The organism is Polynucleobacter hallstattensis (assembly GCF_018881835.1).
GTDB classification, from domain to species: domain Bacteria; phylum Pseudomonadota; class Gammaproteobacteria; order Burkholderiales; family Burkholderiaceae; genus Polynucleobacter; species Polynucleobacter hallstattensis.
Map to the genome: position 1 here is coordinate 280,744 of NZ_JACVPO010000002.1, position 13,138 is coordinate 293,881.

At 45.5% G+C, this 13,138-nt stretch carries 10 protein-coding genes; 4 read left to right on the forward strand and 6 right to left on the reverse strand.

Annotated elements, in window-relative coordinates; genetic code table 11:
- Nucleotides 1-41: 41 nt before the first annotated feature.
- The 4 genes from ICN26_RS07880 (at nucleotide 42) to ICN26_RS07895 (ending at nucleotide 6,328) form a co-directional block, all read left to right on the forward strand.
- On the forward strand, nucleotides 42-2,576 hold the full coding sequence (locus ICN26_RS07880) for a sensor histidine kinase (protein WP_255534439.1): 2,535 nt from the start codon (nucleotides 42-44) through the stop codon (nucleotides 2,574-2,576).
- A 36-nt stretch (nucleotides 2,577-2,612) separates the two neighbouring features.
- Nucleotides 2,613-3,260 (forward strand): response regulator transcription factor, encoded by a 648-nt coding sequence (locus ICN26_RS07885; protein ID WP_216267917.1) that lies wholly within the window; start codon nucleotides 2,613-2,615, stop codon nucleotides 3,258-3,260.
- A gap of 6 nt (nucleotides 3,261-3,266) precedes the next feature.
- Nucleotides 3,267-4,124: a bifunctional methylenetetrahydrofolate dehydrogenase/methenyltetrahydrofolate cyclohydrolase FolD gene (folD, locus tag ICN26_RS07890; protein WP_216267918.1), complete on the forward strand. Its 858-nt coding sequence runs from the start codon at nucleotides 3,267-3,269 to the stop codon at nucleotides 4,122-4,124.
- Between the two features lie 71 nt (nucleotides 4,125-4,195).
- Nucleotides 4,196-6,328 carry a M3 family metallopeptidase gene (locus tag ICN26_RS07895; protein WP_216267919.1) on the forward strand — a complete coding sequence of 711 codons (2,133 nt, stop codon included), beginning with the start codon at nucleotides 4,196-4,198 and terminating at the stop codon, nucleotides 6,326-6,328.
- 18 nt (nucleotides 6,329-6,346) lie between these two features.
- Here the strand turns inward: ICN26_RS07895 and xth are convergent, their stop codons facing one another.
- The 6 genes from xth to ICN26_RS07925 all read right to left on the reverse strand — a co-directional run bounded on the left by xth (nucleotide 6,347) and on the right by ICN26_RS07925 (nucleotide 13,110).
- Nucleotides 6,347-7,192, reverse strand: a complete 846-nt coding sequence (gene xth, locus ICN26_RS07900; RefSeq protein ID WP_216267920.1) for an exodeoxyribonuclease III — start codon at nucleotides 7,190-7,192, stop codon at nucleotides 6,347-6,349.
- Nucleotides 7,185-8,636, reverse strand: a complete 1,452-nt coding sequence (gene ntrC, locus ICN26_RS07905) for a nitrogen regulation protein NR(I) (RefSeq protein WP_216267921.1) — start codon at nucleotides 8,634-8,636, stop codon at nucleotides 7,185-7,187. Before ntrC ends, xth begins: the two co-directional genes overlap by 8 nt.
- Nucleotides 8,633-9,769 (reverse strand): nitrogen regulation protein NR(II), encoded by a 1,137-nt coding sequence (gene glnL, locus ICN26_RS07910; protein WP_216267922.1) that lies wholly within the window; start codon nucleotides 9,767-9,769, stop codon nucleotides 8,633-8,635. Before glnL ends, ntrC begins: the two co-directional genes overlap by 4 nt.
- An 11-nt stretch (nucleotides 9,770-9,780) precedes the next feature.
- Nucleotides 9,781-11,196, reverse strand: a complete 1,416-nt coding sequence (gene glnA, locus ICN26_RS07915) for a type I glutamate--ammonia ligase (protein WP_216267923.1) — start codon at nucleotides 11,194-11,196, stop codon at nucleotides 9,781-9,783.
- Nucleotides 11,197-11,393: 197 nt separating this feature from the next.
- Complete coding sequence (locus ICN26_RS07920) at nucleotides 11,394-12,257, reverse strand: competence/damage-inducible protein A (protein WP_216267924.1); 864 nt, start codon at nucleotides 12,255-12,257, stop codon at nucleotides 11,394-11,396.
- Nucleotides 12,250-13,110 (reverse strand): EI24 domain-containing protein, encoded by an 861-nt coding sequence (locus tag ICN26_RS07925; RefSeq protein ID WP_255534441.1) that lies wholly within the window; start codon nucleotides 13,108-13,110, stop codon nucleotides 12,250-12,252. Before ICN26_RS07925 ends, ICN26_RS07920 begins: the two co-directional genes overlap by 8 nt.
- Nucleotides 13,111-13,138: the final 28 nt, after the last annotated feature.

Below are 13,138 nucleotides of genomic sequence, written 5' to 3' on the forward strand. Positions count from 1 at the left end.
ATCGGAAAATCACTAGCAGTAGGGCAAAATATGCTGATTACATGAAAAAAATTGCATTTACTTTTTGGCAACTCAGGCCCGTAAAGTGGCTCCGGCGAATACGGGGATTCAAGCTTGTCTACACGCCGCTTATAGCCATTGTTCTATTTACCGTAGTGATGGGCATCATTATGGGTACCCTACAACTACAAGAAAAAAGCCAGCAAGAAGCCGCACTATTTAGAGATCTCTCGTTTGCAAAGCAACGCATCCAATTGCGTTTTACAAACAATACCGATGTTCTTCAGTCTCTTGGGCGTGACTATGTGAGTGGTGGCGAATCCTTTAAGTCAAAAGAAAACTTCATAATTCAGGCTGAAAATTTATTACAAAGCAATCATGAGATAGCACAAATTGTTTGGATTGATAAAGCCGGTCAACGACAGTGGAGAATTCCACTAGATGACTTGAGAACAGAGTGGTTCAATAAAAATGCAAACGCTGAGACCATTAATCAAGGCTTAAGAAAAACTCTTGAGCTCAGCACATCAACAAGTAGGCCCGCTTTTAGTCAGTTCATGACACTTGAAGTTCCTAACGATGAAGTAATCTCAAAAGAAATTCGAAACGTATTTTGGCAAACAGTTCCCCAGATTTCTGGTAATGAAATTAATGGCATGGTGGCTGTTCTGTACAACACGCAAGGTTTACTTGAAATGATTCCTGGCGAGCTCAAGGGCCAGTATCGCTTTACATTAATTACAGACGATGACAGAGTCCTAGCGATCTCATCGGACAAAAATACACCTAGACGCGCTTTTAGCAATCAAACTAGTCTTGATATCGGTGTACTCAGTCCAAATCTCAGCTTACGTATTGACACTTACCCACCAGCCACGAATCTGACCTTTAGGATGTTAATTGGCGTTGTACTTGGCTTAAGCGCATTTGTGATCTGGAGCTTATGGTCCGTTCTTAGGCAGATGCAAGTCAGGCAAGAGGCTGAAGCAAATCTTCGGGCAGAAACGAATTTCCGTAGTGCGATGGAAAACTCTACTCCAGTGGGAATCCGTGCCCACGACATGAATAGAGTGATCACTTATGTGAATCCAGCATTTTGTGAGATGACTGGGTGGTCTGCCGAAGAGCTTATCGGAATGAGCCCCCCTTTTGCCTTCTGGCCTGAAGGTCAGAAAAATGAGCTGACTGACAAAATGGATAAGGCTCTCAAAATAGCCTTAAGCCAACAAAGGAAAATTGGTATAGAGGGCTCAATTCTCCACAGGGATGGGTCAGTTATTCAGACGCGTACATTTATTGCACCCCTGGTAAATGAAAAAGGTCAGCAAACTGGCTGGGTAACTTCATTAATTGATATCTCGGAACCTAAGAAAATTCGAGAAGAATTGGCAGCCTCACAAGAGCGATTTGTTGCCGTATTGGAAGGGCTTGATGCAGCAGTTTCAGTAGTATCAAATGAGAATGGTGAACTATTATTTACAAATCGCTTCTATCGCGAGCGCTTTGGTAATACTGCCAAGGGTCACTTTGAATTAACTGGTAGCGATATCAACGACAATGTCATGCAAAGTCTGCCTGAAGACTCTGGCGATAGGATGGCTGAAAGTATTTCCTCCCTATCACCGTACCAAGAAACTGAATCAGAAGAAATTCAATTGCTAGATGAGGCGTCGGGAATCTCAAAATGGTATGAAGTTCGCAGACGTTTTGTCCCGTGGGTTGATGGTCACTTGGCACAATTATTAATTGCCACGGATATTACACTTCGCGTTGAAGCGGATGACTTAGCTCGACAACAAGAAGAGCGGATGCAATTTACTAGCCGCTTAACAACGATGGGCGAAATGGCCTCTTCCTTAGCCCATGAATTAAATCAACCGCTTGCTGCAATTTCAAACTATTGCATGGGGGTGGCAAAACGCTTACAAGGTCATCTTGACCCAGCTTTACAAAAAGATATTCTTCCAGCACTAGAGAAAGCGTCTGATCAGGCTCATCGAGCAGGTACGATCATTCAGCGCATTAAAGGCTTTGTAAAACGCAGTGAACCACAGAGAAAGTCTTGCGACATTACTGGAATTATTCATGATGCCGTTGGATTGGTCGAAATTGAAGCCCATCGCCATCGCTTAAGCATTAACACTGAAATTGCTGAAAATCTTCCTGCGGTCGACCTAGATCCAGTCTTAATTCTGCAGGTCTTAGTCAATCTCCTGAAAAACTCACTAGATAGTGTGAGAGAGGTTTACCCCCTCTCCTCGCGCTGGTCGGCTCCCCCTGTGCGGATTTCAGCTGACTTAGACACCAGCACCTTCCCCGCCATGTTGCGTATTCAGGTAATGGATACAGGTTCTGGAATCGCCGAATCAGTGATAGAACGCATGTTTGAGCCCTTCTTCAGTACCAAAAGTGATGGTATGGGCATGGGTCTGAATATCTGTCGATCCGTCATTGAATCCCATCAGGGTCGTCTTTGGGCAACAAATCTGATGGATGCCGAACATACAAAGTTGTCGGGCTGCACCTTTACAATACTATTACCTATTGAGCCTCCGGGCTCTAAGGCAAGTATTTAATTGATGTATTTTTTAGGTTTATCTGCGAGAGCTAATATGAATATCAGTGCTACTACCAAACCCAATCAAGCTGAAGTAGTTTATGTTGTAGATGACGATGAGGCAGTCCGCGACTCCCTCACCTGGCTACTCGAAAGCAATGGTTATGTTGTTCGTTGTCATGCAAGTGCTGAGCGCTTCTTGCAGTCCCTCCAAAGCACCGATAAGTCAACCATCTCCTGTGCCATTCTAGATGTCCGCATGTCCGGTATGTCGGGCCTTGAATTACAAGAGCGCCTGATTTGTGAAAACCTACCAATGCCGGTTGCTTTCATTACTGGTCACGGTGATGTGTCGATGGCAGTTTCTACTATGAAGCGTGGTGCGGTCGACTTTATCGAAAAACCATTCAAAGAAAACGATCTCTGCGGCTTAGTAGATCGAATGCTTGGAAAAGCCCGGATTGATTACTCTCAAGCAAGTCAGCGCAAAGTAACCCAGAGCCTCTTGAGTAAACTCACTGGCCGTGAGCGCCAAGTGCTCGAGCGAATCGTAGCCGGTCGTTTGAATAAACAAATCGCAGATGACCTGAGCATCTCGATCAAAACTGTAGAAGCTCATCGCGCGAATATCATGGAAAAGCTCAACGTCAATACCGTTGCAGATCTTCTCCGTCTTGCCCTTTCTGATCCACAACCCAATTAACTTTTTATGCCTGCACAGTTACTCGATGGCGTCGCCCTATCCAAAAAAATACGTACTGAAATTGCTGCACGTGGAGCAATCGTTACCGCCAAGGGTGTTAGACCTGGTTTAGCAGTCATCGTCGTTGGCGAAAATCCAGCCAGCCAAGTTTATGTCAGAAACAAAGTAAAAGCCTGTGAAGACGTTGGTTTTCACTCTGTACTGGAGCGCTATTCCGCAGAGTTAGGTGAAGAGGAATTACTTGCTCGCATTACTATTCTCAATGCTGATCCAGCTATCCACGGAATCTTAGTTCAATTACCGTTGCCTGAGCACATTGCAGCCGAGCGCGTACTTGAAGCAATTGCACCAGCAAAAGATGTGGATGGGTTTCACGTAGCCAATGCTGGCGCCCTCATGGTGGGCCAGCCAGAATTCAAGCCATGCACTCCTTATGGCTGCATGAAGATTCTAGAAAGCATTGAATACCCTATCCGCGGTGCACGCGCTGTGATCGTGGGCGCTTCTAATATTGTTGGCAAACCCATGGCGATGCTCTTGTTACAAGTAGGTGCAACCGTGACCATTTGTAATAGCAAGACTCGTGACTTGGCGCATCACACTAAGGATGCCGATATTTTGGTAGTTGCCACCGGCAAGCCGAAAATGATTACCGGCGATATGGTCAAACATGGTGCTGTAGTTATTGACGTCGGCATTAATCGCATGCCCGATGGGAAACTCTGTGGCGACGTTGATTTCGACGCCGTTCAATATGTTGCCGGTTGGATCACTCCTGTGCCAGGTGGCGTTGGCCCTATGACCATCACCATGCTTCTGATGAACACCCTAGAGGCAGCAGAAAAGGCAGCAAAGCCGTCTTAATAGACGTCTTCAACTGAGGCCTTTTTAGGATCTGATTGGCAAAAGTTTGTTTCGTCCATTAAGCTATAGGGATGACTAGAACAATCATATTAAAGCCTTCTCCCGAACTCCAGCAGAATCCACTGATTGCATTCGGAAGAGGTGTTTGCGCCTACTCCGAGGTAAAGCCATCCGACATTGCCCCAGCAATCGACTTCCTTCTGCAACAGGCGCAATATGCAGTAGATCATGCAGTAGACTCGGCCACTCCTGCAAACTGGAATGATTTGGTAGAACCTCTCGAGGATGCAACTGAATCCTTAAGTAGATCTTGGGGAGTGATTTCTCATCTCAATAGTGTTGCAGATACTCCTGAGCTCAGAGCAGCTTATGGCGAGATGATGCCTAAAGTGACTGCTTTCTTTTCAAGCTTAGGACAAAATCTCGCGCTGTACGAAAAGTTTAAGCTCCTGAGTCAAGGTAGCGACTTTTCGAAACTCAATTCCGCTCAGAAAAAAGTGATTGAAAACTCATTAAGAGACTTCCGTCTTGGTGGCGCAGAGCTGAGCGATGCTGATAAGCCCCGCTTTGCAGAGATTCAAGATGAGCAAGCATTATTAGGGAAGGCTTTCTCCGATCATGTTTTGGATGCCACCGATGGGTTTATTCACCTCATTACTGATGATGCCGAATTGGCGGGCTTACCTGAAGATGCTATTGCCGCTGCAGCTGATCTTGCCCAACAGAAGAATCTTCAAGGTTGGGCATTTTCACTGCACTTCCCTTCTTATTACCCAGTCATGCAGTACTCCGAGAACCGATCACTACGTCGCCTAATGTATGAGGCCTACGTGACTCGAGCTTCTGAGCTGGCTCCTCAATACTCTCAAGGCAAACTCGCTTGGGATAATACGCAAAACATGCTTGAGCAGTTAAAGCTGCGCAATGAAGAAGCACGCATGCTGGGTTTCAATAACTATGCCGCCCTTAGTTTGGCACCAAAAATGGCGAGTAGCGTCGAGGAAGTCGATACCTTCTTAACGAATTTTGCTCAAAAGGCAAAACCTTTTGCACTAAAGGATTGGCAGGAGCTCTCTGAGTTTGCTAAGTGTGAACTCTCTATTACCAATGGATTAGAGCCCTGGGATATTGCCTTTGCTTCCGAGAGATTGAAGCAAGAACGCTACTCCTTTTCTGAAAATGAGTTGAAACAGTACTTCCCTTTGCCCAAAGTATTAGAGGGCCTATTTGGCGTTATTCAAACTTTATTTGGTGTGAAGATTGAAAAATCTGATCTACCAACTTGGCATGAGGATGTGCAGTCCTTCTCGGTCAAAAATGCTACTGACAAGATAGTGGCCTATTTTTATCTAGATCCCTACGCTAGGTCAGGCAAACGTGGTGGAGCCTGGATGGATGATGCGCGTGGTCGTCGTGAATTGCCAAATGGAGAAATCCAAATACCAGTAGCGTATCTAGTTTGTAACTTTGCCCCTCCTGTAAAAGTCAATGGCGTATTGCGCCAACCCACAATTACTCACGATGATGTGATCACACTCTTTCATGAGAGTGGTCATGGTTTGCATCACCTATTAACGCAAGTTAGTGCATTAGGCGTATCTGGTATCAATGGTGTTGAGTGGGATGCTGTAGAGCTACCAAGCCAGTTCATGGAAAACTTCTGCTGGGAATGGGAAGTTTTGGAAAAAATGACAGCGCATGCTGAAACTGGAAAATCACTGCCTCGTGAGTTATTTGAAAAAATACTTGCTGCCAAGAATTTTCAAAATGGCTATATGACATTGCGCCAGGTTGTGATGTCACTCACTGATTGGCGTCTGCACGCCAGCTTTGATCCCATGAGTGCACATGGGCAGGCTGTGCTCGATCTATCTAGAAATATTGCGGATCAATTTAATGTCATACCGCAGGCATCCATCTCTCGCTGGATCAATACCTTTAGCCATATCTTTGCTGGTGGTTATGCTGCTGGTTATTACAGTTATAAATGGGCGGAAGTGCTTTCTGCCGACGTCTATTCTGCTTTTGAAGAAGCAGCGAAACTGACTGGTAGTGTCCTTGATGAAAAAACAGGTATACGCTATCGCCAAGAGATTCTGGAGGTGGGTGGTAGCCGCCCTGCTGCAGAATCATTTAAGGCATTCAGAGGCCGCGAGCCCAGCATCGATGCCCTTCTTCGTCACGGCGGCTTAGTGACTCAGTAACTCAGCAAGGGCAATGATTTAAGCTTTAATTTCTGCAATGACTGGGGCATGATCCGAAGGCTGTTCCCAGGTGCGTGGCTCTTTATCGATGATGCTGGAGTTGCACTTTTCTTTGAGGGCATCGCTCAGGAGAATATGGTCAATACGCATACCAGCGTTTCTGCGGAAGCCCATCATGCGGTAATCCCACCAGCTAAAGGATTTAGGTGCTTGCTCAAACATTCGGAATGAGTCTGTTAAGCCCAATTCCAGAAGTTGCTGGAAGGCTTTACGCTCTTCTGGAGAAACTAGATTTTGTCCGATCCATTTTGAGGGATCATGTACATCGACATCACTTGGTGCGATATTGAAGTCACCCAAAATGGCTAAGCGGCTATTCTGAGTTAATTCTTCTCTTAGCCAATTTTCTAGTGCTTTGAGCCAGCCAAGCTTATAAACAAACTTGTCACTATCAGGTGATTGTCCATTGGGAAAGTATGCTGATACAAGGCGAATGGGCTGCATTCCCTTAAAGCACACTGTAGCCGCTAAGATGCGTTGTTGCTCATCTGCATTTGCTGGAATGTTTCTCACTGGCTTTAGAAAAGTAGTGTCATGATCAGCAGCAATTGACGCTAATGCAGCTTTTCGAACGATAATGGCCACACCGTTATAGGTTTTTTGCCCGGCAGCAATACTGATATATCCCGCCCCTTCAAGCTCTTGATGTGGGTACTTATCATCAGTTAGCTTAAGCTCCTGAAGACAGAGCGCATCAATAGGTGTTTTTGCCCGCTCTTGATCTTGCAACCACTTGAGCACCTGGGGCAAGCGCACCTTCAGAGAATTTACATTCCAAGCGGCTATTCTGATTGAGTCAGTCATTGATTCCTAGCTCCTGCAACTTCCGAGTAATTGTATTGCGGCCGATACCCAGTCTTTGAGCTGCTTCTACGCGCCTGCCACGTGTAACTTCTAGTGCAGCTTGTAATACTGCCTTTTCAAATTTAGAGCACAGAACGTCATAGACTTCTGAATCTCCATCCTGCAACATTTTGACCGCAAGGCGACCTAAACCACCCTCCCAATCGACAGATCCAGTCTTAACAGCATTCTGCACGTGAGTGCTGGAATCGCCTTGTAACAGAACCGGTTGCCCACCAGCTTCTGCCAAAATATCAGCAGGCAAATCACTTACTCCTATGACATTAGATGGCGTCATTACCGTCAACCAGTGACAGAGATTTTCCAATTGACGCACATTGCCAGGAAATGGCATGACACTCATTTCTTTTAAAACATCATCCGAAAAATTTTTAGCTTCAACGCCCAGGGACTTTGCACAGGACAACATAAAATGCCGTGCCAAAACAGGGATATCCTCTGCACGCTCACGCAATGCTGGCATGCGCAAGCGAATGACATTTAAGCGGTGCAATAAATCTTCCCGGAAAGCACCTGCAGCAACTCGGGCTTCTAAGTTCTGATGCGTCGATGCAATGATACGAACATTTGCCTTAATCGGATCTTGACCGCCAACACGGTAAAAATGACCATCAGTTAGAGCGCGCAATAAACGTGTTTGTAGGTCGAATGGAATTTCACCAATCTCATCTAAGAATAAAGTGCCGCCGTCAGCCTGCTCAAAACGGCCACGACGTAAAGTCAACGCTCCAGGGAAAGCACCGCGCTCATGGCCAAACAACTCTGACTCCAATAAGTCCTTGGGAACCGCTGCAGTACTAAAGGCAACAAAGGGGCCTTTCGCGCGGGGACTATGCTTGTGCAATGCTTGCGCAACCAACTCTTTGCCGGTTCCAGACTCGCCTGTAATTAATACTGTTGAATGTGACTGAGCTAAACGTCCGATTGCTCTAAAGACCTCTTGCACTGCTGGAGCTTGGCCAATAATTTCAGTAGAGTCTTGTCTCCAACCATTCATCTCTTTATTGCCAGATTGGTTACGCTCACTCTGCTCCATGGCGCGACGAATCAGTTCAACCGCTTTATCAATATCAAATGGCTTAGTCAGGTATTCAAATGCACCACCTTGAAAAGACGAGACTGCTGAGTCCAGGTCTGAATAAGCAGTCATGATGATGACCGGAAGCAGTGGATGGGTTTCCTTTACATTCTGCAAAAGATCTAAACCATTACCACGTGGCATACGAATGTCTGAAATTAATATCTGTGGCGTATCTTTTTCTAATGCATCAAGTACATCATTGGGATTAGAAAAACTCTTATGAGGAATATTCTCGCGAGTAAGCGCCTTTTCCAGGACCCAACGAATAGATTGATCATCATCTACGATCCAAACGGGTTTCATATTACTTTCTCCTGCCTACGGTAAGGAATTTGAATTTGGAAATCAGTCCGTCCAGGACGGCTGTTACAAGCAATAAATCCTTGATGCTGCTGAACAAAAGTTTGAGCCAAGGTGAGGCCAAGACCACTGCCTCCATCCCTACCAGATACCAATGGAAAGAAGATGCGTTCACGAATTTCTTCAGGGATACCAGGTCCGTTATCAATTACATGTAAATCCATCGCCATCTTGTAACGTTGCTTAGAAATAGTTACCGAGCGAGCTACTCTGGTCTTCAATTCAATATGAGCTGTGCCTTGGGCGATTTCTTCAGTAAGCGCTTGAGCTGCATTGTGGGCAATGTTTAAGACAGCCTGAATCAACTGCTCGCGATCACCCAAAACTTCAGGAAGACTGGTGTCATAGTTGCGAATGATTCTGAGTCCCTTAGGAAACTCAGCCAAGACAAGACTGCGGACTCGCTCTAAGGCCTCATGAACATTGAAGCACTCCATGGCATGCGCCTTGCGATGCGGTGCGAGCAGTCGATCAACTAAATTCTGTAGGCGATCAGATTCTTTAATGATGACTTGGGTATATTCACGCAAGCCTTTTTCTGGAAGCTCAAACTCGAGCAATTGAGCAGCGCCACGAATGCCACCTAAAGGATTTTTAATTTCATGCGCTAAGTTACGCATTAACTGCTTATTTGCTTCAACTTGCTGTGTTACTCGCTCATCACGCTCACTACGTAACTGCTGATCTATTGGGAACCACTCCATCATGATGAGGCTTGGATCTTCAAGACTAGCTACCACCACATGCGCAGGGATAGATTCTTGATGGATGCTACCGGGCAATGAATGCAAAGTCATTTCCTGTCGTTTTGCAGAAAAGTGCCCTGCCTTGACCTCTTCAATCATGTGATTGAGAGACTCATTTGATCCAAATAAATCGCGCACAGATTGACCCTCAAGTGATTTACGAGAGAGATCCAGTGCAGACTCTGCCGCAGGATTCACATAAACCAATTGTTGGTTATCCGCCTCAAATACCACGATGGCATTGGGCATCTGATCAAGCAATGTCGGAAAAAAAGGAGCAGCCGAAGCTGCCCCTTTGAACGAATTGCGCAACAGACCTGCGCTCAACATTTCTCCTTCGCTTACAGGGAGTAGTACATATCGAATTCGATCGGATGAGTCGTCATACGGAAACGTGTGACATCTTCCATCTTCAAAGCGATATATGCGTCGATCATAGAATCGGTAAAGACACCACCACGAGTCAAGAACTCACGGTCTTTGTTCAAAGCTTCTAATGCCTCTTCTAAGCTTGCGCAAACGGTTGGGATCTTTGCATCTTCTTCTGGTGGCAAGTCATACAAATTCTTGTCAGCAGCTTCACCTGGATGAATCTTATTTTGAACACCATCTAAACCTGCCATCATCAATGCTGAGAAGCAGAGGTATGGGTTAGCCAATGGATCAGGAAAGCGAGTTTCGATACGACGGCCCTTAGGGCTTGAAACGTGTGGAATACGAATCGAAGCAGAACGGTTGCGCGCAGAGTAAGCTAACTTTACCGGAGCCTCAAAGCCTGGAACCAAACGCTTGTATGAGTTTGTACCTGGGTTGGTGATCGCATTCAATGCCTTAGCGTGCTTAATAATGCCGCCGATGTAGAACAATGCAAACTCTGACAAACCTGCGTAGCCGTTACCAGCAAACAAGTTCTCACCGTTCTTCCAAATGGATTGGTGGACGTGCATACCAGAACCGTTATCGCCAACGATAGGCTTAGGCATGAATGTTGCTGTCTTGCCGTATGCGTGAGCTACGTTTTGAACAACGTATTTCTGCCAAATAGTCCAGTCAGCACGTTGAACTAATGTGCTGAACTTGGTACCCAATTCATTTTGACCTTGACCAGCAACTTCATGGTGATGCACTTCAACTGGAATACCTAAAGACTCGAGGATTAAACACATTTCAGAACGCATGTCATGGAATGTATCTACTGGAGCAACTGGGAAGTAACCACCCTTTTTACCTGGACGATGTCCAGTGTTACCACCTTCGATTTCAGCAGCTGAAGACCAAGGAGCCTCTTCAGAATCTACCTTCACGAAGCAACCTTGCATATCAGCACCCCAACGGACGCCGTCAAAAATAAAGAATTCTGGCTCTGGACCAAAGAAGGCTGTATCGCCCAATCCTGTACTCTTCAAATAGGACTCTGCACGCTTAGCAATCGAACGTGGGTCTCGGTCGTAACCTTTACCATCTGAAGGCTCGATCACATCACATGTGATCACCAATGTTGGCTCTTCATAGAATGGGTCGATGTAGCAAGCTGTTGGATCTGGCATCAACAACATATCCGATGCTTCAATACCTTTCCAACCAGCAATAGATGAACCGTCAAATGCGTGACCGCTCTCAAACTTGTCTTCGTCAAAATGGGAAATAGGTACTGTTGTGTGCTGCTCTTTACCCTTTGTATCTACAAAGCGGAAATCTACGAAAGTACATTCCTTCTCTTTAACCAACTTCATCACATCAGCGACGGTCTTCGTCATGCAAATCTCCTCTATTAACTGAATTCGGAATACAAACCTAAGGTGTACACCCTTGTTTATTCCAAGCATCAAATATGCCCTTGGGATGTATCTAATTTACTGAAGCAAACAAACGGGAATAATCATTATTGCACTAATTAAGTGCTCAAATACTCTTAAAAACCTTAAAAATCGCTATAATTGCACCAAAGTAGTGCTTATTCAGATTTGGAAATATCATGAATGACATAACCCAAAGCTTCGGTGCCTGCACGCAAAGCAATCCAGGCGCTCTCTAGGAGAGCGGCATTACCCTTAATACCCAATTCGATATGCCGCTCAGCATAAACTCCACCCCTAGAGGAGTCGCCAACCGACGGGAGACTAAATACCTTTACTCCCGGAAAAGAAGCCTCAATACGCTCCATTAAGGGCGTTAAGACGGACTCAATACCCTTTGGAACAATAAAACTTTGCTCTGCCCAGTTTTCGCGATGAAATAAATTCTGATAATACGAATCTAAGCACCACGCCATCATGGGCGCAGCCATGACGGGAAAGCCAGGAACAAAATAGTGTTCACGAATCGAAAAACCGGGGATCTGGTTATAGGGATTTGGGATGATGTCGCTCCCAATTGGGAACTCCCCCATCTTGAAGCGATGCTGGTTTTCTGGAGTACTGAGATCGGCCTTTAAAGGGTCGCCCTCTGCCATGGTCTGAATACGTCCTGCAATGAGCTCTTGTGCAGTTGGGTGCAGTTGCGTTTTTGTGCCTAAAGCTAAAGCAGCACATTGTCTTGTGTGGTCATCAGGCGTAGCTCCAATACCGCCAGTACTAAAAACTACATCTCCACTAGTGAAGCTATCTTTCAAGGTAGTAGTAATTTGCTCGGGATCATCCGCAACATATTTAGCCCAAGACAAGCTGAGGCCTCGCTCATTTAATAGCTCAATCAATTTACTCAGATGCTTATCTTGACGACGACCAGACAAAATTTCATCGCCAATGACAATTAAACCGAAACGACGAGCGTTCACGTCAGCGTCCTCTAGACTTTGCTGTTGCAATGCCTCAACCATGGTTTGGCAACTCCATATCAATAACACGCGCTTCTATATTTAAGGATTGATTCAACTCATTAGTGCGTAATTCTTTTAAAGCCTCAAGCAAATAATGTGTAAACCAGAGTGCAGCAAAGACGAAGATTAAAGAATAGATCCAAAGCGCAATAAAGCTAACAATGGGAAATAAGACAAGAGCTAAAACAGAAGTTGCCCAGAAGAAGGTGGGTACAGCTCCCAACATCCCAGAAATAATTCCCATCGCCAATAGTGGCCAACGGTGTTGATGCAAAAGGGTATCGCGCTCCTCCGCAGTTGCATGAAGGGCTAATACATCGTAAGACATCAAGCGCATGGTCAACCAGCCCCAAAGTAATGGAGGTAAAACAGCAACCAATGGTGGTATCCACCACACTGGCAAAGTGAGCATCACCAGAGCTAAACAAATTAAAGCAGACCAGAGGGTATAGATAAAGCTACCAAATACACTACCGCCCTTTTTCTTAGCAATATCTTTGTAAGCATATTGCCGCGTGACCACCTTGACGATGGTTGGCACAGTTGTCAAAGCGATGAATACCAATAAACTAATTGAGATTAAAGGAATCAGTAGCATTACAAAGAAAAGTGGCGCGATCCATGCACGCGCACTCTCGAAGCCGGCCCAGATCAAACCATCTGCAATCCAACTAGTAAGTATGGATGCTGTCAGGAAAGTGCTCAGCATCTCCAATGCTGGCGTCCAAGTTAACCAAATTAAGGCGCCCCATAAGATCGAGATGATCATAAATGGTCGCAGACTCAGCCATAGCATTTTGGGATGCATCGCACCAACCAAAGCTAGGCCAAAAGACTTAAAAACTTGCTGCATGCTATCCATAGATTTCCATTACTACCGT